The 24,750-nt window shown below is 65.8% G+C and carries 17 protein-coding genes; 11 read left to right on the top strand and 6 right to left on the bottom strand.

Annotation, left to right across the window (positions count from 1 at the left end; translation table 11 throughout):
* Nucleotides 1-4: 4 nt before the first annotated feature.
* Nucleotides 5-772 (bottom strand): MotA/TolQ/ExbB proton channel family protein, encoded by a 768-nt coding sequence (locus V2L18_RS07045; RefSeq protein WP_336177291.1) that lies wholly within the window; start codon nt 770-772, stop codon nt 5-7.
* A gap of 374 nt (nt 773-1,146) precedes the next feature.
* Nucleotides 1,147-2,139, bottom strand: a complete 993-nt coding sequence (locus V2L18_RS07050) for a KpsF/GutQ family sugar-phosphate isomerase (RefSeq protein WP_336177717.1) — start codon at nt 2,137-2,139, stop codon at nt 1,147-1,149.
* Between the two features lie 326 nt (nt 2,140-2,465).
* On the opposite strand from V2L18_RS07050, the gene V2L18_RS07055 reads away from it, so the two are divergent.
* The 4 genes from V2L18_RS07055 to V2L18_RS07070 all read left to right on the top strand — a co-directional run bounded on the left by V2L18_RS07055 (nt 2,466) and on the right by V2L18_RS07070 (nt 8,108).
* Nucleotides 2,466-3,971, top strand: coding sequence for an outer membrane beta-barrel protein (locus V2L18_RS07055; RefSeq protein WP_336177292.1), 1,506 nt, complete (start codon nt 2,466-2,468; stop codon nt 3,969-3,971).
* A 90-nt stretch (nt 3,972-4,061) separates the two neighbouring features.
* On the top strand, nt 4,062-5,381 hold the full coding sequence (locus tag V2L18_RS07060) for a lytic murein transglycosylase (protein ID WP_336177294.1): 1,320 nt from the start codon (nt 4,062-4,064) through the stop codon (nt 5,379-5,381).
* A 100-nt stretch (nt 5,382-5,481) separates the two neighbouring features.
* Complete coding sequence (locus V2L18_RS07065; RefSeq protein ID WP_336177296.1) at nt 5,482-6,624, top strand: GDSL-type esterase/lipase family protein; 1,143 nt, start codon at nt 5,482-5,484, stop codon at nt 6,622-6,624.
* Nucleotides 6,625-6,764: 140 nt separating this feature from the next.
* Entirely contained in the window at nt 6,765-8,108 is a 1,344-nt protein-coding gene (locus V2L18_RS07070) for a HAMP domain-containing methyl-accepting chemotaxis protein (RefSeq protein WP_336177298.1), read from the top strand.
* Nucleotides 8,109-8,583: 475 nt separating this feature from the next.
* Here the strand turns inward: V2L18_RS07070 and V2L18_RS07075 are convergent, their stop codons facing one another.
* Both V2L18_RS07075 and gltB read right to left on the bottom strand, forming a co-directional pair.
* Nucleotides 8,584-10,014 (bottom strand): glutamate synthase subunit beta, encoded by a 1,431-nt coding sequence (locus V2L18_RS07075; RefSeq protein ID WP_336177300.1) that lies wholly within the window; start codon nt 10,012-10,014, stop codon nt 8,584-8,586.
* A 14-nt stretch (nt 10,015-10,028) separates the two neighbouring features.
* Nucleotides 10,029-14,777 carry a glutamate synthase large subunit gene (gene gltB, locus V2L18_RS07080; RefSeq protein ID WP_336177719.1) on the bottom strand — a complete coding sequence of 1,583 codons (4,749 nt, stop codon included), beginning with the start codon at nt 14,775-14,777 and terminating at the stop codon, nt 10,029-10,031.
* Between the two features lie 864 nt (nt 14,778-15,641).
* Between gltB and V2L18_RS07085 the strand changes: the two genes are divergently transcribed.
* From V2L18_RS07085 to modD, 5 genes are all read left to right on the top strand, one after another.
* Nucleotides 15,642-16,217, top strand: coding sequence for a DoxX family protein (locus V2L18_RS07085; RefSeq protein ID WP_336177301.1), 576 nt, complete (start codon nt 15,642-15,644; stop codon nt 16,215-16,217).
* A gap of 62 nt (nt 16,218-16,279) precedes the next feature.
* Nucleotides 16,280-17,329, top strand: coding sequence for a low specificity L-threonine aldolase (locus V2L18_RS07090; RefSeq protein WP_336177303.1), 1,050 nt, complete (start codon nt 16,280-16,282; stop codon nt 17,327-17,329).
* A gap of 515 nt (nt 17,330-17,844) precedes the next feature.
* Complete coding sequence (modA, locus tag V2L18_RS07095; protein WP_336177305.1) at nt 17,845-18,618, top strand: molybdate ABC transporter substrate-binding protein; 774 nt, start codon at nt 17,845-17,847, stop codon at nt 18,616-18,618.
* 16 nt (nt 18,619-18,634) lie between these two features.
* Entirely contained in the window at nt 18,635-19,525 is an 891-nt protein-coding gene (locus V2L18_RS07100) for an ABC transporter permease (protein WP_336177306.1), read from the top strand.
* Nucleotides 19,522-21,126: a ModD protein gene (modD, locus tag V2L18_RS07105; protein WP_336177307.1), complete on the top strand. Its 1,605-nt coding sequence runs from the start codon at nt 19,522-19,524 to the stop codon at nt 21,124-21,126. Before V2L18_RS07100 ends, modD begins: the two co-directional genes overlap by 4 nt.
* 90 nt (nt 21,127-21,216) lie before the next feature.
* On the opposite strand, the gene V2L18_RS07110 is transcribed toward modD, so the two are convergent.
* On the bottom strand, nt 21,217-21,675 hold the full coding sequence (locus tag V2L18_RS07110; RefSeq protein ID WP_336177309.1) for an Hsp20 family protein: 459 nt from the start codon (nt 21,673-21,675) through the stop codon (nt 21,217-21,219).
* Nucleotides 21,676-22,064: 389 nt separating this feature from the next.
* Here V2L18_RS07110 and V2L18_RS07115 point away from each other — a divergent pair, with 389 nt between their 5' ends.
* Complete coding sequence (locus V2L18_RS07115) at nt 22,065-22,541, top strand: hypothetical protein (protein ID WP_336177310.1); 477 nt, start codon at nt 22,065-22,067, stop codon at nt 22,539-22,541.
* A gap of 125 nt (nt 22,542-22,666) precedes the next feature.
* On the top strand, nt 22,667-23,719 hold the full coding sequence (locus V2L18_RS07120; RefSeq protein WP_336177311.1) for an alpha/beta hydrolase: 1,053 nt from the start codon (nt 22,667-22,669) through the stop codon (nt 23,717-23,719).
* On the opposite strand, the gene hisN is transcribed toward V2L18_RS07120, so the two are convergent.
* Nucleotides 23,716-24,531, bottom strand: coding sequence for a histidinol-phosphatase (gene hisN / locus V2L18_RS07125; RefSeq protein ID WP_336177720.1), 816 nt, complete (start codon nt 24,529-24,531; stop codon nt 23,716-23,718). The two genes, V2L18_RS07120 and hisN, sit on opposite strands and share 4 nt — an antisense overlap.
* Nucleotides 24,532-24,750 lie beyond the last annotated feature (219 nt).

Below are 24,750 nucleotides of genomic sequence, written 5' to 3' on the forward strand. Positions count from 1 at the left end.
CGGATCAGGCTGCGTCCTGGAAGTCGGCGCGGCTCTTTTCGGGCAGATAGGCGATCAGCATCTCGCGGATGATCGCCGGGCTCTTGGACTCGCGGATCTGCATGATGCCGTCGATGATCAGGGTCTGGTTCAGCTCTTCCGTGTCGAACTTGCTGTCGAGCTTGTCGACCAGCGGCAGACATGCGGCGTTGGAGATCAGCGCGCCGTAGAGCGTCGTCAGCAGCGCCACCGCCATCGACGGGCCGATGGTGGAGGGGTCGTCCATGTTGGCCAGCATCTGCACCAGGCCGACGAGCGTGCCGATCATGCCGAAGGCGGGCGCGCTGTCGCCCAGCGCCTTGAAGACGCGCTTTCCTTCCGACAGGCGTTCCAGGAACAGGTCGCGCTCGCGCTCCATCGAACCGCGGATGAAGTCGCCGTCATAGCCGTCGGCGATGTACTGCACGCCGCGCGCAAGGGTCGGTTCCTCGATCTCCACGTTCTCCAGGCCCAGCGGGCCGGACTTGCGGCAGATGTCGGCAAGCTCGGTGATCTTCTCGACGAGATCGCGCGGTTCCACCTTCTTGTGCGAGAAGGCGACCTTCGAGCCCAGCACCATGGCGCCGCCGATCCCGGCCAGCGGAAAACGGATGAGGGTCGCGGCGAAACCGCCGCCTATGACGATCAGGATGGAGGGAACGTCGACAAACTGGCTGAAACTGCCGCCCACAAAGATCGCCGCGAGGACAACCCCCAAGGCGCCAACCACACCGATGATACTCGCCAGATCCATTGCCGAATGCCGCTCTCCAGGTGTCCACATGCACACCGTACAGGTATGCGGGGAAACCTCGTTTACGTTAATGATCAAAGGCTTGGAGGCAGCAGGAAGCTCTGCCCTTGCCGGCCCGATCCCGTCTCAGCCCCGTTTCGCCGCTCACCCTAGCCGCAGTGTCGCTAAGCAATTGCTAATTGCGCGCGGGAATGGAGCTACGGACCACTTCGCCATGGTTATGGTTTACAAAGGGAAAACAGCGAGCTTGTCGGGTGGTCTTGCGGCAAACGGGCAGGGTGGCCGGCTGTGGTCGCCGGCCAAGGCGATACCTGTGAAATGCACGGTATTGTGCCGTTTGCACCGTGGAGACGGGCTGCGGTCCGGGTGCGCCGTCAGGCCGCGCCCACGCGCAGCAGGTCGTGCAGATGCACGATGCCGACCGGCCGGGCATCCTCGACCACGAACAGCGCCGTAATGGAGGACGTGTTGAGCTGCTCCAGGGCGGAGGCGACCAGAAGGTCAGGGGCAACCACCTTGGGCCCCAGCGTCATGATGTCCTCGACGTTGCGGTCGAGGAAATTGCTGTCGATGTGGCGACGCAGGTCGCCGTCGGTGATGATGCCGGTGAGCTTGTGCAACTCGTCGACGATGCCGAGACAGCCGAAGCCCTTTTGCGTCATCAGCACGATCGCCTTGCGCATGGGCGTGCCGATCGGGGCGACCGGCAGGGCATCGCCGGTGTGCATGATCTCGCGCACGAGCCGCAGGCTGGCGCCGAGGCGCCCGCCGGGGTGGAAGATGGAGAAGTCGCGGGCGGTAAAGCCGCGCGATTCCAGAAGCGCGATCGCCAGCGCATCGCCGATCGCCATCTGGATGATGGTGGAGGAGGTCGGCGCAAGGCCGAGCGGGCAGGCCTCGTCTACCCGGGGCAGGGCCAGGACGATGTCGGCGGCGCGCCCCAGCGCGCTGTCCTTGCGCGAGGTGATGGCGATGAGCGGCACGTTGAAGCGCCGGGTGTAGGCGATGGTGGGGGCCAATTCCTGGGTTTCGCCCGACCACGAGATCGCGACCACCGCGTCGCGCTCGGTGATCATGCCGAGATCGCCGTGGCTCGCCTCGCTGGCATGGACGAAAAAGGCGGGGGTTCCGGTTGAGGCGAAGGTAGCGGCCATCTTGGTGCCGATGTGACCGCTCTTGCCGACGCCGGTGACGATGAGCCTGCCCTCGGTGAGCTTGCCGATCAGGTCCACCGCCTTGGTGAAGGTCGCCGAAAGTCCGTTGCCGAGCGCGGCCCGCAGCGCCTGGATCGCCGCGATCTCCGTGTCGAGCGTGTGCTCGGCCGACGCGATCCATCCAAGAACGCGATCATCGGCGGCGGCATTCACGTCCGCGCCGGGCTGATTTTCCGGATTTAACACTGACTTCCCCATATGCCGCGGTGTGCCAAGGCGCTGCGGCCCATTCGCTTCTCCGGCCGGTTCAGGCCGGATCCTGTTTGGCATCCTTTGCACTCAACATCAAATGTTTGCGGCAATACCGAGACAACGTGTCCGGATGCGGGCGTTTGACGCGGTCCGGACCTTTGACGGCGCGAGGCGTGCCGCTCGCGATCAAGCATCACAAGATAAAATTAACCAAAGTTTTTCACACTTCGAAAAGCATGACCGCGCGACAGACCCGCGTGTCGGATTGAACCGGGCCGATAAGGCAGATGATACGCACCGCCCTTGTCCTGTGTGCGATGGCCGCCGCCACGGCCGCCACCGCCCAAACGAGCGATTCGAACCTGCTGCGCGGCTCGTTCGGCGCGGGCATGAGTGCGCGTGATCGCGGGTCGCAGGATGTTCTTTCGGACGGTTCAGGGCAGGACGACGGCCTGGCTGGCGATGACTTCGCATCCGGCGATTCGGGCGACGCAAACGGGTCAGGCGCAAACGGGTCCGGCGCCGTCGGCGCGCTGCCCAGGGGGCGCCCGGCCGATACCGCCGGTGTGGCGGAGCAGGCCACCGTCCGGCGCGTTCGCGCGGTTCGTCCGGTCCAGCCGGTTGCGCCCCTCACGACGGGATCGACGCCGCGTCCGCGCAACGAGGGCACCACCCTTGCCGGAGATACGGAACGCGACGCGCCGCGCGGCGTGCGCGCGGGGACGTTCCTGCTCTATCCGGAACTGACAGTGCGCGGCGGAGCGACGACGAACGTCAGCGGCGCCGTCGGCGGCGAGAGCGGGGCGCTCGTTCGTCTGGCGCCGTCACTCCGGGTCGTCAGCGACTGGGACCGGCATGCGCTGGAGATGAACCTGCGCGGCAGCTTCACCGGCTATCCCGATGCGCCCTCCGGATCGGACGGTCACGACATGTCCGGCGCGGCCTCGGCCGCGCTGCGCCTCGATGCCGGCGAGGTGACCACCGTGGACGCCACGGCCGGTTATACGGTCAGCCCGGAATCGCGCTCCAATGCGGAGAACTCCGGCGGCTCGAAGCGGACCTACCAGCACGGGCTCTCCGGTTCGCTGGGGGTTACGCGGGATGCCGGGCTCATTGCCGTCACCTTGCGCGGCGGGCTTGACGGAACGATCTATACCGGCGGTGACGACGCGGGCGACCGAGACAACATGGTGGCCTCGGGCACGCTACGCCTGGCCTACAACCTGCGTGCCACCGTGTCGCCCTTTGCCGAGGCGACCGTTCTCGGCCGGTTCTACCAGGACGGGACGGAGCGCAACGCCAAGGGCTATGCGCTACGCACGGGCTTCGTGTTCAACGGTGGGCCCAAGCTTGCGGGCGAGATCGGCGTCGGCTGGCGCAGCGAGGATCTCGACGGCGCGCAATACAAGAATCTGCAAGGCCTGCTCGTCGATGGCGACCTGACATGGTCGCCGAGCCGGCTGACTTCGGTGCGTCTGAGCGCATCGACGGCCTTCGAGGCCTCATCCCTGACCGGTGCGTCCGGTTCGCTCATCCACAGCGGCGAGCTGACCGTGGCGCATTCGCTGACACATGACGTCGCCGTGGAAGTGTCGGGAGGAGCGGCCTATCGCTCCTACCAGGGCATCGACCTGAACGAGCTGACCTACACCGGCAGCGCGACGGCGACCTACGCGATTTCCAATACGGCAGCCGTGCAGGCGGAATACAGCTACGAGCGGGTCGACAGCTCGCGGTCCGGTCAGGACTACGACAGCCACACGATCGAGGCAGGTTTCAGGTTCCGGCGCTGACGCAAGGGGTGATACCCTGGCTCCATGTGTGCCGGAAACGCTGAATTCGATCGGACTTTCAACATCGAGATTCGGATACCGGAGCTGAAGATGTCCTTCATCACGATTTCCGCCCTCAGATCCATCCTCGGCGCGCGGGCCGGCAGGCGGGCGAGCCGGACAGAAGGCCAAAGGGCAGGGAAGACCGCGGGCCGGACGACCGGTCTGCGCGCGGGCGGCCTTGCGGCCGCGGTGCTCGTCTCGTTGGCGCTGCTGACGCCGGCCGCCGCGCAGGGCGGTTTCGACAGCTGGAAGCGCAGCTTCTGGCGCGAGGCCCATGCCGCCGGCATCTCCCGCAGAACCTACGACCAGGCCATGCGCGGGGTGACGCTCGACCGCGAGGTCATCGCCAAGACGGACAACCAGGCCGAATTCGTGCGGCCCGTGTGGGACTATCTGGAAAGGGTTGTCTCCGAAAGCCGGATCGAAAACGGCCGGGAGAAGCTGCGCGAATACGCGCCGGTGCTGCATCAGATCGAGAGGTCTTTCGGCGTCGACCGGGAGGTGGTCGTGGCGATCTGGGGCATGGAATCGGCTTACGGCGCGGTGCTCGACAATCACAAGATCATGAAGCCGGTGGTGCGCTCGCTCGCCTCGCTCGCCTATGACGGGGGGCGTTACAAGAGCTTCGGCCGCAAGCAGCTCATCGCGGCGATGAAGATCCTGCAGACCGGCGACGTCGATGCGCGCCACATGATGGGCTCCTGGGCGGGCGCGATGGGCCACACCCAGTTCATTCCCACCACCTACAACGCCTATGCGGTGGATTTCGACGGCGACGGCAAGCGCAACATCTGGACCTCGATCCCGGATGCGCTGGCCTCCACGGCGGCCTATCTCAATTCCTCGGGCTGGGAAGCCGGCAAGACCTGGGGCTACGAGGTGAAGCTGCCGAGGGGCTTCGACTATTCGCTCGGCGACACGCGCCGCAAGCGCACGCTGGCCCAGTGGTCGAAGCTCGGCGTGACGCGCACCGAGGGGCGCGACTTCCCCAGGCCCTCCGACGAGGCATTCCTGTTCGCGCCCGCCGGCGCCAAGGGGCCGGCCTTCCTGATGCTGAAGAACTTCGAGGTCATCAAGCGCTACAACAACGCCGATTCCTATGCGCTGGCGGTGGGCCACCTTGCCGACCGGCTGCGCGGCGGCGATGCGTTCGCGCGCGACTGGCCCGAGGGGGATCGGCCGCTCAACGACGACGAGAGGAAGAGCCTGCAGGCGCTGCTGAACCGGCTTGGCCACGAGGCGGGCGCGGTGGACGGCAAGATCGGCAATCAGACGCGGGCTGCCATCCGAGAATACCAGCGCAATTCCGGCATGGCGCCGGACGGCGTCGCCAGCCTCAGTTTGCTGGAGATGCTGCAAGGCGGCTGAACGGCTCCGCCGTGCGCAAGGCCCGCGCATCCCGCTTGCACGCGGGACGCGCGCGTATATGGTGCGGCGAAACGGTGCGCGGCACGGGATGCGGAACGAGATGCGGCTGACGGATCTTCGGATATTCGGTTTTGCAGCGACGATGCTGGTCGCCGCCACGCTGGCGGTGCCGTCTTTCGCTGCGCCGGGTGTCGCAGGCGCCGCCTCCGCCGTTCCCGACAGCCCCGGCGGCGCGCCGGTCGTGCTGGCTCAGGACGGCGGCGGCTGGCATCCGCTGTCGCCGCTGTTGCGGCTCTTTCGCGGAGGTCGCCGGGCGGCGCCGCCGCGCAAGCTGCAGGAGCCGGAAAAGCCGCAGCGCACGATCCGCCGGGTCGCGCCCGCGCCGCCGAAGATCCAGGCCGAGCCCAAGAGCGCGGATGCCCGTACCGTTCTCGTCGTCGGCGATGCCATGGCTGATGGTCTGGCGCGCGGGCTTGAGGCGGCTTATGCGCAGACGCCGACCATCAAGGTGGAAAGCGAGATTTCCCGCTCGCTCGGGCTCATCCGCAAGGCCGATCCGGACTGGCCGACCCGCATCGCGCAGAGGCTCAAGCAGGGCGATGTCAATGTCGTCGTCGTCATGCTGGGCACCGACGACCGCCGCCAGGTGACGCTCGACGGCCAGCGCGCCGGCTTCCGGGATCCGGCGTGGGAAGAGGTCTACCGCGTGCTGGTGCAACGCACGGTCGCCGCCGTTCGCGATTCGCGAAAGCCGCTGGTGTGGGTCGGCCTGCCGCCGGTCAGCGGCCCCGACAGGCGCTCCGATTTCAGCTACCTCAACGATTTCTACAAGGAGAAGGTGGAAACCGCCGACGGCATCTTCGTCGATCTGTGGGAGGCATTCCTGTCGGAAGAGGGCAAGTACACCTCGTATGGCGCGGATGTGGACGGCAAGCGCCAGCGGTTGCGCACCGAAGACGGGCTCTATTTCACGTGGCCTGGTTACCGCAAGGTGGCCTTCTTCGTGCAGCAGAGGATCGCGCGCATTCTCGGCGAGGGGCCGGCATTGGAGCTTGCCTTCCCCGGTGGAGATGCAAACATGATCCTGTTGAGCGGCGGTGCTTCGCGTGAAGAGACGCTGGCGGGCGAAGAGATTGCGCCGGCCATACCTTCCGAAGGGTCACTGCAGCACCGCCTCATTGTTGAGGGGCGGCCGCTACCGCAGGTAGAAGGGCGTGTCGACGACTACCGAATAACACGGTAAACCGCTCATTATTCTTGAATAAGCTACGATATTTTTACCGCTCCCAACGACCATGCCTCTCCGAGACGCGTTCGTTGGGGAGGCAATGTGTCCAGCTGCACACGCCTCCGGCCGGACGGTCCTGAACGGCTGAGGTAACAATGTCTTCGGGTTATCCCTCCCTTTTCCGGCTCACCATCCTGGGCCGCTTCATGTTGCTTGTCGGCAGCGCCGCCCTCATCATGCTTGGCGGCACGGCCTATTCCTTCTTTGTTTTCCGGGAAGCCCTGACCTCCGCCCTTGGGACCCCGGATCTTGCCAAGGCCTTCATCGACCAAGGCGTCGGAGCCAGCGTGGACGGGCTGATCCTCGACCAGTTGGTCAAGATCGCGTTCGTCTGCATGCCGGTCGGCGCACTCTTTCTCGGCATGGCCGTGGTGCTGGCGCTCGGCGTCGCGAAGCCCCTGACGCGTCTGCAGAACGGCCTGGACCATATGTCGCAGGGCGACTTTGACGTGCATATCGACGGCGAGACGCGGACCGACGAGATCGGCGCGATCGCCCGCTCCGTGATCGGGTTCCGGACCAAGCTCGCCGAGCGCGCGCGGATGGAGGCGGAACGCCAGACAGAGAGCCAGCGCAGGGCCGACGAGGAACGCCACCAACTGATGATGGACGTGGCCGAGGACTTCGAGCGCTCGGTGATCAGCGTCGTGGAGGCGCTCACGAGTGCGGCGGGCAAGGTCGGCTCCAACACCGATCATCTGCGCGAGGCGGTGGATGCCTCCAGCGAGGCGGTCACGGATGTTTCCGGCGCTTTCGGCGATGCCAGCCAGGCGGTGGATGCGGTTGCCGTTTCCGCGGAGCGGCTGTCGGAAGCGATCAGCGGCATCGGCCGCGACATGAACCAGGCGGCGTCCATCGCCGACGAGGCAGTGGACGAGGCGCGCAAGACGGACGTGATCGTCGGCCGGCTGGCGGAAAGCGGCCGGGCGATCGGCGAGGTGGTGGAACTCATCAGCCAGATCGCCGACCAGACCAACTTGCTGGCATTGAATGCCACCATCGAGGCGGCGCGAGCGGGCGAGGCCGGTCGGGGCTTTGCCGTCGTCGCCAACGAGGTGAAGGCGCTCGCCGGGCAGACGTCGAAGGCGACGGAAGAGATTTCGGCGCAAGTGGTGTCGGTGCAGACGGTGGCGGATCAGGCGGTCCACGCGATCCGCTCCATCGCCGACACGATCACGCGGATCAGCGAGATTTCAGGGCTGATCCTCGGTGCCGTCAACGAGCAGACGAGCGCGACGGAGGAAATCACCCGCTCGGTGCGTCACGCCAACGGCAGCGCGGAACGGGTGGGCTCGAACGTCGAGCGGCTCACGGAGGCGACGACGACCAGCAAGGAAGCCTCGGCCGAAATGCGCGAGGCGGCGGGCGAACTCAACGGGCTTTCGGGCAAGCTGCAGGCGCAGGTCAGCCAGTTCCTGACGAGCATTCGGGCCGCCTGAGAGGCTGGGCCCGCGCGCGTGGAGAGTGTGCCTTGTGGCAGGCGTGGAGTGTGCGGACCATCCTTCGAGACGGCGCTGACGCGCCTCCTCAGGATGACGTTGTGGGTGTTGATCGTTTTCCGCACTCTCCCCGTCATTGCCGGCTCCGACCGGCAATCCATTCCGTAATCCATCGGCATGGAGTGAAGGTGGGGCCGTCACTCAATCTTGAATATTGGCCGGGTGGAGACATCACGGCATGGATTGCCGGTCGGAGCCGGCAATGACGGGGAGAGTTGTGGGGCAATCAACACGCTCAGCGTCATCCTGAGGAGGCCTGAAAGGCCGTCTCGAAGGATGGGCGGCTTGTTCGAAGCCCTGACGACGGCTCGTGGCAAAAGCGGCCATCTTCTCGGGACATCCCCGAAAGCGCGCACAAAAAAGGGTGCGGCCCGAAGACCGCACCCTGTTCGTCAGATCATTCGACCCGCCCGCCTCAGCGCGGCAGTTCGGTCACGCCCATCAGGTCCAGATCGATGGAGCGGGCGGCCTGGCGGCCTTCGCGGATCGCCCACACCACCAGCGACTGGCCGCGACGCACGTCGCCGCAGGCGTAGACGCCCGAAACGGTGGTGCGGTAGTCGTCCGTGTTGGCCTTGATGTTGGTGCGCTTGTCGAGCTTAAGTTCGTCGCCCATTTCCTTGATGTAGGTGTTGAGCTCCGGCCCCGAAAAGCCGATCGCGGCAAGTACCAGACCGGCGCGAAGGATGAACTCGGTGCCCTCGATTGGCACGCGACGCTCGTCCACGCGGGCGCATTTCACGCCGGTCACGTGGCCGTCCTCGCCGACGATCTCCAGCGTTGCCGCCGAGAACTCGCGCTCCGCGCCTTCGGCCTGGGAGGAGGATGTGCGGAACTTGGTCGGCCAGTAGGGCCAGACCGCCAGCTTGTCCTCTTTCAGGGGCGGGATCGGGCGGATGTCGAGCTGGGTGACGGAAACCGCGCCCTGGCGGAACGAGGTTCCCACGCAGTCCGACGCCGTGTCGCCGCCGCCGATGACGACGACGTGCTTGCCGCCGGCCCACAGCGGTTCCTCGTGGGAGACGTCCTCGCCGTTGATGCGGCGGTTCTGCTGGACGAGGAAGGGCATGGCCCAGTGGCAGCCGGCGAGATCCATGCCCGGCACGCCCGGATCGCGCGGACGCTCGGCGCCGGTGGCGAACAGCAGCGCGTCGTGGCGGCCGCGAAGCTCGGCCACGGTGACGTTGACGCCGACATTGACGCCGTGTTCGAAGACCACGCCTTCCGCTTCCATCTGCTGGACGCGGCGCTGGATGTGGTGCTTCTCCATCTTGAAGTCTGGGATGCCATAGCGCAGCAGGCCACCGGCGAACGGCTCGCGCTCGTAGACCACGACGTCATGGCCGGCGCGCGCAAGCTGCTGGGCGGCGGCGAGACCGGCGGGCCCCGAACCCACGACGCCGACGCTCTTGCCGGTCTTCTTTTCCGGCGGTTCCGGCGTGATCCAGCCGTTCGCCCACGCCTTGTCGGCGATCGACTGCTCGACCGTCTTGATGTTGACCGGGATGTCCTCGAGATTCAGCGTGCACGCCTCCTCGCACGGGGCGGGGCAGACGCGGCCGGTGAACTCGGGGAAGTTGTTGGTGGAATGGAGGTTGCGGGTCGCTTCCTCCCAATCCTCTTCGTAGACCAGGTTGTTCCAGTCGGGGATCTGGTTGTCCACCGGACAACCGTTCGGCCCGTGACAGAACGGAATGCCGCAATCCATGCAGCGCGCGGCCTGGCGCACCACTTCCGGCTCGGAGAGCGGAAGCGTGAACTCGCGGAAGTGGCGGATACGATCGGAGGCAGGCTGATACTTCTGGTCCTGCCGGTCGATCTCGAGAAAGCCGGTTACCTTACCCATAACTGTTGCGTCTCCTACTCGGCGGCTGCCTGCGCGCCGAGGCGCCGCTCTTCCATTTCGCGCAGGGCGCGGGAGTATTCGACCGGCATCACCTTGACGAATTTCGGTCTGAACTCGTGCCAGTTGTCCAGGATCTCCTGGGCCCAGGCAGATCCGGTGTGGTGGATATGCTTGGCCAGGATCTGGCGCAGGCGCTCGTCGTCGTGGCGGTTGAGATCCGCCCCCAGATCGACGCGGCCCTTGTGCTCGATGTCGCCGCCGTGGTGGTGCAGCTTCTCGAGAAGGTCATCCTCCTCGGCAACCGGTTCGAGATCCACCATCGCGAGGTTGCAGCGCTGGCGGAAGGAACCGTCCTCGTCGAGCACGTAGGCGACACCGCCGGACATGCCGGCCGCGAAGTTGCGGCCCGTCCAGCCGAGCACCACGACGACACCGCCGGTCATGTACTCGCAACCGTGGTCGCCGATGCCTTCGACGACGGCGAGAGCGCCGGAGTTGCGGACCGCGAAGCGCTCGCCCGCGATGCCGCGGATGTAGCACTCGCCCTCGGTCGCGCCGTAAAGCACGGTGTTGCCGGCGATAATCGAATGATCGGGATCGGCCGCGCTCTTGGGATCGGGCCGGATGACGATCTTGCCGCCCGAAAGGCCCTTGCCGACATAGTCGTTGGCGTCGCCCACCAGATCGAAGGTCACGCCGCGCGCGAGGAAGGCGCCGAACGCCTGGCCGGCGGTGCCCGTCAGCGACACGGTGATGGTGTCGTGCGGCAGGCCCTTGTGGCCGTAGCGCTTGGCGACCTCGCCCGACAGCATCGCGCCGGCGGAGCGGTCGACGTTGTTGATGCGCGTCTCGATCCGGACGGCTTCCTTGTTGTCCAGCGCAGGGGCCGCCTCGGCGATCAGCTTGCGGTCGAGAATGTCGTCGATCGGGTGCTGCTGCAGCTCTGTGTGGCGGCAGGCTTCGGCCGGCGCGTCGGGCTTGAAGAACAGGCCGGTGAAGTCGAGCCCCTTGCCCTTCCAGTGCTCGATCATCGGCTGCTTGTCGAGGATGTCGGAGCGGCCGATCATCTCGTCGATCGTGCGGAAGCCGAGTGCGGCCATCATCTCGCGCAGTTCTTCCGCGACATAGAAGAAGTAGTTGATGACGTGCTCGGGCGTGCCCTTGAAGCGCTTGCGCAGCACCGGGTCCTGCGTGGCAATGCCCACGGGGCAGGTGTTGAGGTGGCACTTGCGCATCATCAGGCAGCCGGCCGCGATCAGCGGCGCGGTGGAGAAGCCGAACTCGTCGGCGCCCAGCAGCGCGCCGATCAGCACGTCACGGCCGGTCCTGAGACCGCCATCGACCTGCAATGCGATGCGCGAGCGCAGCTTGTTCAAGACCAGCGTCTGGTGCGTCTCGGCGAGGCCGATCTCCCAGGGGCTGCCGGCATGCTTCAGCGAGGTCAGCGGCGAGGCGCCGGTGCCGCCGTCGTAGCCGGAGATGGTGATGTGGTCGGCCCGCGCCTTGGCGACGCCGGCCGCAACCGTTCCCACGCCCACTTCCGACACCAGCTTGACGGAGATGTCGGCCGCCGGATTGACGTTCTTCAGGTCGTAGATGAGCTGCGCCAGATCCTCGATCGAGTAGATGTCGTGGTGCGGCGGGGGCGAGATCAGGCCGACGCCCGGCGTCGAATGCCGGGTCTTGGCGATGACCGCGTCGACCTTGTGGCCGGGCAGCTGTCCGCCTTCGCCGGGCTTGGCGCCCTGCGCGACCTTGATCTGGATCATGTCGGAGTTGACGAGGTATTCCGTCGTCACGCCGAAGCGGCCAGACGCCACCTGCTTGATCGCGGAGCGTTCCGGGTTGGCCGTGCCGTCCGGCAGCGGAGTGAAGCGCTCGGGCTCCTCGCCGCCTTCGCCGGTGTTCGACTTGCCGCCGATCCGGTTCATGGCAACGGCCAGCGTCGTGTGCGCCTCGCGGGAGATCGAGCCGAAGGACATGGCGCCGGTGGAGAAGCGCTTGACGATTTCCGAGGCCGTTTCGACCTCATCAAGCGGCACGGGCTTGTTGCCGATCTCGTCGGCGTTGCGGATGCGGAAATGACCGCGGATTGTAAAGCGGCCGTTGTCCTCGTTCATCACGCGGGAGAATTCGCGATACTGATCGGGGAGCTGGTTGCGCACGGCATGCTGCAGGCTGGCGATCGCGTCCGGCGTCCACATATGGTTTTCGCCGCGGGTACGGAAGGCATATTCGCCGCCGACGTCGAGCGAATTGCGCAGGACCGGCATGGCGGAGAAGGCGGCGGCATGACGGCGCACGGTCTCCTCGGCGACCTCGGCCAGACCGATGCCCTCAATCTTGGTCGCCGTGCCGAAGAAGAACTTGTCGACGAAGGCGGAGGAGAGCCCCACCGCATCGAAGATCTGGGCGCCGCAATAGGACTGGTAGGTCGAGATGCCCATCTTGGACATGACCTTCAAGATGCCCTTGTCGATCGACTTGATGTAGCGCTTGACGACCTCATAGGCGTCCACTTCCTCGGGGAAATCGAGCCGCTCGTGCATCTGCATCAGGGTCTCGAAGGCGAGGTAGGGATTGATCGCCTCCGCGCCGTAGCCGGCCAGCACGCAGAAATGGTGCACTTCGCGCGGCTCGCCCGATTCCACCACCAGGCCGACGGATGTGCGCAGTCCCTTGCGGATCAGGTGATGGTGCACGGCGGCAGTCGCCAGCAGCGCGGGGATCGCGATACGGGTGCGCGAGATCAGACGGTCGGACAGGATGATGATGTTGTACCCGTTGTGAACGGCCTTTTCGGCGCGCTCGCACAGGGCTTTCAGGGCATCGGCCATGCCGTCCGCGCCCTTTTCCACCGTGTAGGTGGTGTCGAGCGTGGTGGTGTGGAACTGGTTGTCGGCGATGTCCCCGATGCCGCGGATCTTCTCCAGGTCCGCGTTGGTCAGGATCGGCTGACGCACTTCCAAGCGCTTGGAGGTCGACAGACCTTCAAGGTCGAACAGGTTCGGGCGCGGGCCGATGAAGGAGACGAGGCTCATCACCAGCTCTTCGCGGATCGGATCGATCGGCGGGTTGGTAACCTGGGCGAAGTTCTGCTTGAAGTAGGTGTAGAGCAGCTTCGCCTTGTCGGAGAGCGCGGAAATCGGCGTGTCCGTGCCCATCGAGCCGATGGCTTCCTGGCCGACGGTCGCCATGGGCGACATCAAGAGCTTGATGTCTTCCTGGGTGTAGCCGAAGGCCTGCTGGAGATCGAGCAGGGTTTCCGAAGACACCGGCGTGCGGCCGGAGACCGGTTCCATGTCCTCAAGCACGATCTGGCTGCGTTCCAGCCATTCGCCGTAGGGGTTGGCGGAGGCGAGCTGGTGCTTCACCTCCTCGTCGGCGATGATGCGGCCTTCCTCAAGGTCGATCAGCAGCATGAGCCCGGGCTGGAGACGCCACTTCTTGACGATCTTCTCCTCCGGCACCGGCAGCACGCCGACTTCCGACGACATGATGACGATGTCGTCGTCGGTGACGATGTAGCGGGCCGGACGCAGGCCGTTGCGGTCGAGCGTCGCGCCGATCTGGCGGCCGTCTGTGAACGCCACGGCGGCCGGTCCGTCCCACGGCTCCATCAGCGCCGCATGGTATTCGTAGAAGGCGGCGCGCTCCTCGCTCATCAGCGGGTTTCCGGCCCAGGCTTCCGGGATCAGCATCATCGCGGCGTGCGCCATCGAATAGCCGCCCATCACGAGGAATTCGAGCGCGTTGTCGAAGCAGGCCGTATCCGACTGGCCCTCATAGGAGATCGGCCAGAGCTTGGAGATGTTGTCGCCGAAGAGAGGCGAGGCGACGGAGGCCTGACGGGCCGCCATCCAGTTGACGTTGCCGCGAAGCGTGTTGATCTCGCCGTTATGCGCGACCATCCGGTAGGGGTGGGCGAGCTTCCAGGAGGGGAAGGTGTTGGTGGAGAAACGCTGGTGGACGAGGGCCAGCGCGGTCTCGAAGTCAGGATCGACCAGGTCCTTGTAATAGGCGCCGACCTGCTCGGCTAGGAACATGCCCTTGTAGACGATGGTCCGGCTCGACATGGAGACGATATAGAAGCCGTTGTCGCCGCCTTCCGTCATGTCGAAGATGGCGTTGGAGATGATCTTGCGCACCAGATAGAGCTTGCGCTCGTAAGCGTCGTCGTCGAGCCCCTCGGGCCGGGCGAAGAAGATCTGCCGGTGAACGGGCTCGGTGGCCGCGATCTCCGGGTCCTTCGACAGCGAGGAATTGTCCGTCGGCACCGTGCGCCAGCCGAGAACCGGCAGGCCGTTTTCTTCCGCCGCACGAGCGACGATCTTCTCGCACTCATCGCGAACATCGTCCTCGCGCGGCATGAAGATCTGGCCGACAGCATAATGACCGGCTTCCGGCAGCGCAAAGCCGAGGTTCGAAGCCTCACGGCGGAAGAGCTTGTCGGGGATCTGCAGCAGAAGCCCCGCACCGTCGCCCATCAGCGGATCGGCGCCCACCGCGCCGCGGTGGGTAAGGTTGACCAGCATGCGCAGGCCGTCCTTGACGGTCTGGTGCGACTTCTCGCCCTTCATGTGGGCGATGAAGCCGACGCCGCAGGCATCGCGCTCGTTGCGCGGATCGTAAAGGCCACGGGCGGAGGGCAGGCCGTATGCAGTCGTTTGTCGCGACGTGGGACGTTTGGCGGCCGTTTTGGCGGCAGCCGTCGTGCGGCCCTCCACCTCAACGGAAATACCCTGCCGTTCCCAGTTCGCGATATTCAATCTGCTCATCCTGTTCCTTGCCCCGTTAGTCGGCCGGGTCGCGTTGCGATGCGGGTCGGCCGTTCTCCCTTTCATGCTGTCCGGTTCGCGAGGGAGCGTACCGGAAAGTCAGGCATTACGCCTTGCGCGCGTCTGCCGCACATCGGGTCAGCCTTCCTCTCTCGGGTCATACCACATCCGGGTACGGCTCGAGCGACGAGACCGGCCAATGCCGCGGCTCTGTCGAGTGTGAACGGCCTTCCACGTGCAGGCCGTTCCGTGTTGAACGGGGGCGAGCCCCCTTTGTCAAACGCGACGGTAGCGCCGTCCTGGCGGACAAGGTCGTTTCCGAGGTTACCACGGAACCGTCCGTCCGCACTCGCCGCGCGATCGGCCATGCGTCGCGCGCAGGCGATCGTCGCGTCCGGGCCGTTTCCGCGAAATCACGGTGGCCCGTCGACCTTCTCTGCGAACCCACCCTCGTTTGCACCGGGCATCCCGGAGGCGGGTTCATCGTGGCGAGCGAATAATTGGACAGCACTCCTGTCCTAATTCGGAGGCGCAACATGCCAGATTTCTCAGCGCTCGGCAAGCAGCTTTGCGGACCGCGACATTATGTTTGTTTCCCGCTTGGGTGCGCAATCGTCAGCAAACAATAACTTTGGCCTCTGTAGAGTAACTTTGTTGCTCAGGCGTCTTTTCAGCGTGGGGCATGCGACCCCCGATCGGCCCTTTCGTCACTTTACCGCCTTCGTTTCCGGCTGCGGCGTATCGGGAATGCGCGCTGTATCCTGAGCGCGCGTATCGCGATGCGAATCGCCCATGCCGCTGCCAAGAGGCCGGGCGACGAAGACTGGCCGGGTAACACGAGGGAACGTCATGATCCTGGGTTTATTCAAGCTGCATCTGCTGTTCTTCGCGCGGTTGCAGGCGCTGCTCGGGAGCTGGCTGCCGGGCCTTGCGGCGCGCGCGATCTTCGCGAGCGTGTTGCTGGTCTATTTCCTGAAATCGGCGATGGCGAAGTTCGGGCCCGGGATCGAGGGGCTGATCCATCCCGCCGCCGGCGCCTACGCGCAGATATTGCCGGGGATGATGGCGCAGGTCGGCTACGATCCCGCGCGCATCGACTTCCTTCCCTACGGGCTGATGGTCGTTGTCGCCATGTGGGCGGAATTCCTGCTGCCGATCCTGATCGTCATCGGGCTCTTCACCCGTCTGGCGAGCCTCGGCATGATCGTCTTCATCGCGGCCATGACCTATGTCGACATCGCCGGTCATCATTTGGCCCGGACGACGATCGGCGGCTTTTTCGATCGCGCGCCCGATGCGGCGATCGCCGACCAGCGGCTTTTGTGGATCTTCCCGCTTCTCTACCTGACGATCTACGGTGCGGGGTCGTTTGCGCTCGACCGGGTGCTCGCGCGCCGCTGCTGGGAGCGGATGCAGCCCTGGTAGGGGTGCCGCAGCGCACAAATAGTCTCTTGCGCGCCGCCCGGCTCCGGCTTACGCCTCTTTCCATGTTTTTCGCCAGTGACAACTGGGCGGGCGCGTCGGACCGGGTGATGGCCGCGCTTTCCTCCGCCAACGATGGATTCGCGCCGGCCTACGGCGACGACGACATCTCGCGCCGGGTGGAAGCCCGGTTCTGTGACATCTTCGAGCGCGAGGTTGCGGTGTTTTTCGTCGCCACGGGCTCCGCCGCCAACAGTCTGGCGCTGGCGCATTCCGCGCTGCCAGGCGGTGCGATCTTCTGTCACGACGAGGCGCATGTGGCGGTGGACGAATGCGGCTGCCCGGAATTCATGACTGGCGGCTCCAAGCTCGTGCGCATCAAGGGGCCCGGCGGCAAGATCCCGCCGGAGGGACTGGCCCGCGCGCTTGCCGGCTTTCAGGACGGTTTCGTCCATCACGGCCGGCCGCAGGCCGTTACCATCACCCAGTCGAGCGAGATCGGCACGGTCTATACCTGCGAGGAGATCGCCGCGATCCGCAAGGTCGCTGACACGCGCGCGATCCCGCTGCACATGGACGGCGCGCGCTTTGCCAACGCGCTCGTCTCGCTGGGCGTGACCCCGGCGGAGATGACCTGGAAGGCGGGCGTGGACCTTCTCTCCTTTGGCGGCACCAAGAACGGCTGCTGGTGCGCTGAAGCCGTCGTCGTCTTCGACAAGGACAAGGCGGAAGAGCTTTCCTGGCTGCGCAAGCGGGCGGGCCAGCTCTTTTCCAAGAGCCGGTTCGTGGCGGCCCAGTTCGAAGGCTATCTCGCCGACGATCACTGGCTCGATCTCGCCCGGCATTCCAACGCGATGGCGCAGAAGCTCGCCGATGCGGTGGAGGCGAGCGACAACGCCCGTCTGCCCGCGCGGCCGCAAGCCAACGAGACCTTCGTCGTCGTCAGGAAGGACCGCATCGAGGCGATGCGCGCGGCCGGCGCCGCCTTCTACGAATGGCCGGCCGACGGGCTCGCCGCCGACCAGGCCCTCAAGCCTGACGAGGAGCTGATCCGGCTGGTGACGAGCTTCCGCACCCGCGAACAGGACATCGACAGCTTCGTGGCGCTGCTTTAGCGGGCGCTCTGGTTGGAGGGAACAAGCCGCCGATCCTTCGAGACGGCCTTGTCAGGCCTCATCAGGATGACGTGTTCGTATTGTTGGCTTCGCTGAAATAGCAACGCACGACGTCATCCTGAGCGCCTGGACCGAAAATGGTATCCGGCTGTGCGCTTTCGGCTATTCCCCTCATACCCCTTCGCCGGGTGATGACGATGGAGGGGTATGAAAGCGCTTAGACTTCGACGCGAAGAACCGGTTACCATTTCCGCGCCAGGCTCTGAGGAGCCCGCGTCAGCGGGCGTCTCGAAGAATGGGCCGCAAGCTGAAAGACCCGCGATCCGCGTCAGCCAGGCCGTGAAGCGATCCGGCAAGCTGGCGATCCTCTCCCTCCCGTCTTCACGTCACAACATGCGACCTTTCGTGGCGCCGCTTTGGTTTCGGGCCGGTGCCCGATTGCGGATTCACAGGGACTGTCGATATGTTCGATGATACATATCGACCACGGACCTGCCGTGAACTGGAGAATGAAAATGATGCTGTCGCGCCTTCTGGCCTCTGGCGAGGTCAAATTCGGGGCCCTGCTCGGTCTTGTTGCCGTTATTGCGACGCCGGTCGCCGCCGCCGACCTGCATGCCTATGTGGGCGCCGGCCTGCGCCAGCCGGTCACGGCGATCGCGGATGCGTTCGAAAAGGAGACCGGCAACAAGGTGGAGCTGGAATTCGGCGGATCCGGCCAGCTGCTTGCCCGCTTCGACGAAGCGGGAACCGGCGATATCTTCATTCCCGGTTCTCTGTTTTATGCCGACAAGCTGGAGAAGCAGAAGCAGGTCCTTTCCCGCCAGGTGGTGGTCCGGCACACGCCCGTGCTGGCAGTGGCCAAGAACAAGGCCGGCGAGATCAAGTCCTTCGCGGATCTGGCCAGGCCTGGCGTGAGGATCGGCATTGGCGATCCCAAGGCGATGGCGTTGGGCCGCAGCGCCGAGGACATCCTCAAGGCATCGGGTCTGCAGGAAAAAATCGAGCCGAACATCGTGGTGCGCGCGGCGACCATCAAGCAGCTCGAGCTCTACCTTTTCGACGGCAATGTCGATGCGGCGATCGTCTCGGCGAGCGGCGTCGCGATGAACATGGACAAGGTTTCGCTCATCCAGATCCCCGACGACTGGTACGAGGCGGAGCTGGTGCCGGTCGTGGTGCTCGCGACGACGAAGGATCGGAAGGTAGCGGAAGCCTTCGTCCGCCGGCTCTCCTCGCCGGAAGGTCTTGAGACCTGGAAACGGTTCGGCTTCCAGCCCGCCGACTGAGGGAGCTGCCGGAACGATGACGGATCTGGCGCGCGACCTGACAGGCGAACAGGCAAAGGTCCGGGAACGGGAACGCGCCCAGGAACAGGCAAAGGCCGGGCAAGGGCGCCACGCCGCGCTGTCGCTCGATCTTGTCCTTGCGGTGCCGCTGGCCGTCATCGTGCTTGCCATCGCCGCCGTGCTCGTCGGGCTCGGCGCCCGGCTGACGCTTGGCGAACTCATGGCGTCGCTCGGCTCGGCCGAGACGCTCTTCGCCCTTCGCCTGTCGCTGACCACGTCGCTCGTCTCCCTGGCGATCGCGGTCCTGCTCGGCGTGCCGGCAGCCTATCTGCTGGCACGCCGGCGTGTGCCGGGCATGGCGCTTATCGACACGCTGCTGGACCTGCCGCTGGTCATGCCGCCGCTGGTTGCGGGGCTCGGGCTCCTGTTCGTCATCGGCCGGCAATCGCCGGTTCCGCCGCTCGCAAGGCTCGGGGCGGAGCTTCTGTTCTCGCAAGCGGGCATCGTGCTTGCACAGAGCTTTGTTGCCACAACAATCGTGCTGCGCGCGGCCAAGGCGGCCTTTTCCGCCGTCGATCCCGGCTATCGCGCAGTTGCCGGCACGCTGGGGCTGTCTCCCGCGCGGGTGCTGTGGTCGATCGACCTGCCGCTCGCGGGCGGAGGCATCGCGGCCGGCGTCGTGCTGGCCTGGGCACGCGCGCTCGGCGAATTCGGTGCGACGCTGATGGTGGCCGGCGCCACCCGCATGCACACCGAAACCCTGCCGATGGCGATCTTTCTCAATATCGCGACCGGGGAGACCGGGGTTGCCGTGGCCTGCGCCCTCGTTCTGCTCTCCACGGCCTTCGTGTTGCTGCTGATCATCCGGGCGCTCGGCGGGCCCGCATCGCAACGGGGGCATTCATGACCGCTTGCGGGGGCAGATCCGGCACAGGGCGGCTTTCCTGCCTTCGGCTCGGCGGGATCGGGGCGGGCATCCTGAAGGATGTCGAACTGGAGGTGGCGCCGGGCGGTCTGCTTGCGATCATCGGCCCCTCGGGCGCGGGCAAGAGCACGCTTCTCAAGGTGATTGCCGGGCTGATGCCGCATCGCGGCTTCATCGAATGCGGCGGGCCGGGTTTCGAGCGGCTGCCACCCTATCTGCGCAACATCGGCTACGTTCCGCAGGATCTATGCCTCTTTCCTCACAAGACGGTTGCCGGCAACCTTCGGCTCGCCCTCGGGCGCAGCCGGTTTGCGAAGGCGGACTGGCCGGGGCGGATCATGGCCTGTCTCGACATGCTGCGAATAGCGCACTTGGCGGACCGGCTGCCCGGCCGTATCAGCGGTGGGGAGCGTCAGCGCGCAGCGCTTGCCCGCGCGCTCGTTGGCGAACCGTCGCTGATGCTGCTCGACGAACCTTTCTCAAGCCTCGATCCGGAAACCGCGGAGCGCCTGAGAGGAGAACTCAGGACGATCCACGATCGGCTCGGGCTGACCACGCTGATGGTTACGCACAACATGGACGAAGCCTTCGGGCTGGCCGACCGGGTGCTGCGGATGGAGGACGGACGTCTGCGCCCGGCCGAGCGGCGGCTATGCGGCACGTTTCGTCGCGAATCGATTTCTCGTCCCGAGGCGCCGGATGCGGTGCGGGACCGTTCGACATGTCAGGAACAAACGACCATGATCACCCTTTCCGACGCAGAGCTCGACGCGCTGGTGGCCCAGGACGTGCCCATGGGCGACCTGACGACGGACATCCTCGGTATCGGCGCCGAGCCAGCGCGCATGACATTCACTGCGCGCGACGAGACGGTGCTTTGCGGCTCGGAGGAGGCGGCACGGATGATCGAGCTTGCCGATGGCCGTGTTCTTTCATTCGCCGCAAGCGGAACACGGGTGGCGCCGGGCACGGTGTTTCTGGAGGCGGAAGGGAGTGCCGCCTCCCTGCACCGGACCTGGAAAGTCGCCATGACGCTTGTCGAATACGCGTCGGGAATCGCGACGCGGGCGGGCCGACTGGTGGCTGCCGCGCGCAGTGCCAACCCCGATATCGGCGTTGCGTGCACCCGCAAGAACTTTCCCGGCACCAAGGCGATCAGCGTCAAGGCGGTGATGGCCGGGGGCGCGAGTATTCACCGGCTGGGCCTTTCGGAGACTGTTCTGGTGTTTCCCAACCACACGGCGTTCCTGTCCGCACCGCTTGAAGCGTGGGTGGCGCGCGCGAAAGCGCAAGCTGCCGAGAAGAAGCTGATGGTGGAGGCCGACGAGGTGGAGGAGGCGGAGGCGCTGGCGCGTGCCGGCGTCGACGTGCTTCAGCTCGACAAGATGCCGGTGGCCGCCGTGGCGGAGGTGGTGGCACGGGTGAAGCGGCTGGGGCTTTCCACCGTCGTCACCGCAACTGGCGGCATCAACGAGGAAAACGCCGCAGCCTATGCGGCCACGGGATGCGCGCTGCTGGTGACATCGTCGTGCTATTTCGGACGTCCGGCCGACGTGAAGGCGACGATCCTGCCGAAAGAGTAGGGCGCGCCGCAAAAAAGACGCCCCGGAGAACCGGGGCGTCTGCAGAAGGGGCCGGTCCGGGGAAACCGGCCCTCGATCGGGGCGGCGCGATTACGCGGCCGAGGCCTCGATCTGTTTTTCCGCACCGTTGCCGTTGCGGATCTCGATCTTCCGGGGCTTCATGGCCTCCGGAATCTCGCGTACGAGGTCGATGTGCAGCAGCCCGTTCTTCAGGCTCGCGCCGCGCACTTCCACGTGGTCGGCAAGCTGGAAGCGGCGCTCGAAGGCGCGCGCGGCGATGCCGCGGTGAAGAATGCGGGCCTCTTCGCCTTCCTCTTCGGTCTTCTCGCCCTTCACGACCAGGATCGATTCCTTGGACTCGATGGACAGATCCTCCTCCGAGAAGCCCGCCACCGCCATGGTGATACGGTAAGCGTTTTCACCGGTGAGCTCGATGTTGTAGGGCGGATAGCCGGCATTCGCCTCGTTGCCGACATTGTCGAGCAGCGAGAAAAGACGGTCGAAGCCCACGGTGGTGCGATAGAGGGGGGAAAGATCGAAATGACGCATTGGATAGTCCTCCTTTGAGCGACTGATCGGTTGAAACGCCGTTCTCCATCGAGCGCCCGATCATCGGGCCGGATCCGTTGAAGAACGAGCCGGTACTCCTTTTCGTCCGCCGTCATTGGCCGGACGGAAACACCGTTCAGCGGGCCCCTTCGGGCACCCGCAGGGAATAGATGGGAACGGATTTTCGGGGTTTCAAGACCTCCGGAACCTGGCGGGTTTCGCCGTTTCGAACGCGTTGGCAGGGCATGAACCGTGCCTGAACGCCGGCTTGAAATCCGGTTCAGGGACGATCGGCGAAGCTGACCTTCCTGACCGCAGAGCCGCCGCTGAAAGCACCGATAAAAAGGCGGCTCGCGAAATCGGATCGAAAACCGGAAAGGAGAGCCACCATGACCCGCCTTCACCGAAAGCCTCTTGTCCGCCGTATGCGCGGCGCCCGCGCCATCCTCGCCGCGACCGCCCTGGCCGTTGCAGCCGGCCTCGCGCAGCCGGCATCGGCCGCATCTGCCGACAGCCCGCGTTACACGCCCGCGGCCCAGCGTCTCGACAATGGTCGGGACAGCGATGCACGGCTGAAGGCCCTGCACGAGAGACGTCTTGAGGAACGACGCAAGGCGCAGCGCGAACGCCGGGACTGGAAACGCCACGAGCGCCCGGTGCGCACTCTCGACCGGCATGACGTTGCGAAGGTCCTCCATCGTCGCGGATACCGCAAGGTTCATGACGTGCGCCGCGTCGGCCGCGTCTATCGCGCCAGAGCCATCGGCCGCCACGGTCGTCCCGTTGGCGTCATCGTCAACGCCAGGACCGGCCGCATCATGGGCGTGGAGCGCCTCCATTGGCCGCGCCCGGTCTATCGCTGGTAGTTTGCGAGGGTCTGGGGCCTTTAAGGCCAGGGAGAGACCGAGAGAGCCTGAGCCGGGGCCATCGACGGTCCCCGGCTGGGGCCATCGAATGCCTGTCCGCATGTGCGCGGGCCGGGGTTCCGGTTGTGGGAGCGCTGCAGCTTCGCTATGACATTCGCAGCATCTCGCTGTGCCGCCTGATCCCGATGGGCGGGCGGCGCAGCCGGCACCGTTTTCCGGACCCCGCCATGGACCTCGTCGCGCATCCCGACAATCCGATACCCGCCGGCGCGAAGGCCGGTTTCGTCACGACCGAGGACGGCCGGAGGATCCGCTATGCGCGCTTTCCCGCCACCGGATCACCGCTCAAGGGAACGGTGACCCTCCTGCAGGGGCGTGCGGACTTTATCGAGAAGTATTTCGAGACGGTGGAGGATCTGCGCAAGCGCGGCTTCGCCGTCGTCGCTTTCGACTGGCGCGGCCAGGGCGGGTCGGAGCGACTTCTCGCCAATCACCGGCGCGGCTATGTCGACAGTCTGCACGAATATGTCCGCGATGCGATCGCCGTGGTCGAACAGGTCAGCATGCCGGATTGCCCGGGGCCGCATTTCGCGCTGTGTCATTCCACCGGCGGGCTGGTCGCGTTGCTCGGGCATGCGCGGTTGCGCACCATGTTCGAACGCATGGTGCTGGTCTCGCCGCTGATCGGTCTTGGCCGTTATGGCCCGCCGCAGGGCGTCATCGCGCCGCTAGCCGCGGTGCTGACCGCGGTGGGGCTGGCGGAGATGCCACTGTCGATCACCGACACGCAAGGAGACAACAGCCGGTTCGCCGACAATCCGCTGACCCACGACGAGGAACGCTTTGCGCGGTCGCTGGCGATCCTTGCGCAGGCGCCTGAACTGGATACGGGGCCGGCGACGATCGGCTGGCTCAATGCGGTCTGCCGTGCGATGCGGCGGGTGCGCGCCTATGATTTTGCGCCCGAGGTCTCGTTGCCGCTGCTGATCGTGGCCGCCGGGGCCGACCGGGTCGTCTCCAGCCCCGCGGCGGAGGAGCTCTGCTCGCGCATGCGCGCGGCCGGCTATGTCGAGATCCCCGGCGCGCGGCACGAACTGATGATGGAGGCCGACCGCTTTCGCGAACAGTTTTGGGCGGCCTTCGACGCCTTCGTTCCCGGAAGTTCCGATACGGCTTAAGCCTGGCAGATCGCCAGTTCGCGCAGGACCTGTTCGTGCAGGGCAGGGTCGCCGCTGGCCACGATCCGGCCGCCATCCGTCGGCGCACCGCCGGTCCAGGTGGTCACGACGCCGCCCGCGCCTTCCACGATCGGCACGAGTGCGACGATGTCATAGGATTGCAGCCCGGCCTCGATGACGAGATCGGCCTGACCGGCGGCCAGCATGCAGTAGCCGTAGCAGTCGGTGCCGTAGCGGGCGAGTCGAACCTTGCGTTCCACAGCGTCGTAGGCCGGGCGTTCGTCGCGATCGAAAAGGGCCGGGGTGGTGGTGAAGAGGATTGCGTCGGCGAGATCGGCACAACGCCGCGTCTTCAGCGTGCCTTCGCCGTGCGGACCACGATAGCCGGCGCTCTCGCCGTCGCCGAAGAACCGCTCCCCGATGTAGGGCTGGGCCATCATGCCGAGCGCCGGGCGGCCGTTGTGCATCAGGCCGATCAGGGTGCCCCACAGCGGCACGCCGGCGATGAAGGAGCGGGTACCGTCGATCGGGTCCAGAACCCAGACGTGTTCCGCGTCCTGCTGGTGCCTGCCATACTCCTCGCCGACGATGCCGTGATCGGGAAACGTCTCCTCGATCAGCGCGCGCATCGCCCGTTCCGCACCGCGATCGGCTTCCGTCACCGGGTCGTAGCGGCGCACATCGTCGGGGGCTGCACCGGCAAGGCCCTTGTCGTCCACGTGTATGGATGTACGGAAACCGGCGAGCGCGGCGGCGCCGGCGGCGTCCGCGAGGCGATGGATGAAGGGTACGTAGTCCTGTTCTTTTTGCATGTCTGCCATGTGTCTCGTGCAGGTCTTTCGAATTCGCGTGTCTGTCCGGAGCGCCTGGGAAAGCGACGGTGCGGCAATTTTGCCGGTTCTGGCCGCTTAAACAGCGTTGTACTGATTTACGTGGGGTTCTGCTCCCGATGCATCGTGGCCCTGCGCCAGGATCGATACAGAATCGAATCTGGAACTTGTATGGGTTGACTTTTGTGCGGTGCGGGGGCA

The organism is Breoghania sp. JC706, assembly GCF_037026715.1.
Taxonomy (GTDB): Bacteria; Pseudomonadota; Alphaproteobacteria; order Rhizobiales; family Stappiaceae; genus Breoghania.

Coding starts and splice junctions, on each gene's coding strand:
- V2L18_RS07115 (WP_336177310.1), top strand. CDS start 22,065: ATGACCCGCCTTCACCGAAAGCCTCTTGTCCGCCGTATGCGCGGCGCC.
- V2L18_RS07055 (WP_336177292.1), top strand. CDS start 2,466: ATGATACGCACCGCCCTTGTCCTGTGTGCGATGGCCGCCGCCACGGCC.
- V2L18_RS07085 (WP_336177301.1), top strand. CDS start 15,642: ATGATCCTGGGTTTATTCAAGCTGCATCTGCTGTTCTTCGCGCGGTTG.
- V2L18_RS07110 (WP_336177309.1), bottom strand. CDS start 21,675: ATGCGTCATTTCGATCTTTCCCCCCTCTATCGCACCACCGTGGGCTTC.
- V2L18_RS07075 (WP_336177300.1), bottom strand. CDS start 10,014: ATGGGTAAGGTAACCGGCTTTCTCGAGATCGACCGGCAGGACCAGAAG.
- V2L18_RS07045 (WP_336177291.1), bottom strand. CDS start 772: ATGGATCTGGCGAGTATCATCGGTGTGGTTGGCGCCTTGGGGGTTGTC.
- modD (WP_336177307.1), top strand. CDS start 19,522: ATGACCGCTTGCGGGGGCAGATCCGGCACAGGGCGGCTTTCCTGCCTT.
- V2L18_RS07100 (WP_336177306.1), top strand. CDS start 18,635: ATGACGGATCTGGCGCGCGACCTGACAGGCGAACAGGCAAAGGTCCGG.
- V2L18_RS07070 (WP_336177298.1), top strand. CDS start 6,765: ATGTCTTCGGGTTATCCCTCCCTTTTCCGGCTCACCATCCTGGGCCGC.
- V2L18_RS07090 (WP_336177303.1), top strand. CDS start 16,280: ATGTTTTTCGCCAGTGACAACTGGGCGGGCGCGTCGGACCGGGTGATG.
- V2L18_RS07060 (WP_336177294.1), top strand. CDS start 4,062: ATGTCCTTCATCACGATTTCCGCCCTCAGATCCATCCTCGGCGCGCGG.
- V2L18_RS07065 (WP_336177296.1), top strand. CDS start 5,482: ATGCGGCTGACGGATCTTCGGATATTCGGTTTTGCAGCGACGATGCTG.
- modA (WP_336177305.1), top strand. CDS start 17,845: ATGATGCTGTCGCGCCTTCTGGCCTCTGGCGAGGTCAAATTCGGGGCC.
- hisN (WP_336177720.1), bottom strand. CDS start 24,531: ATGCAAAAAGAACAGGACTACGTACCCTTCATCCATCGCCTCGCGGAC.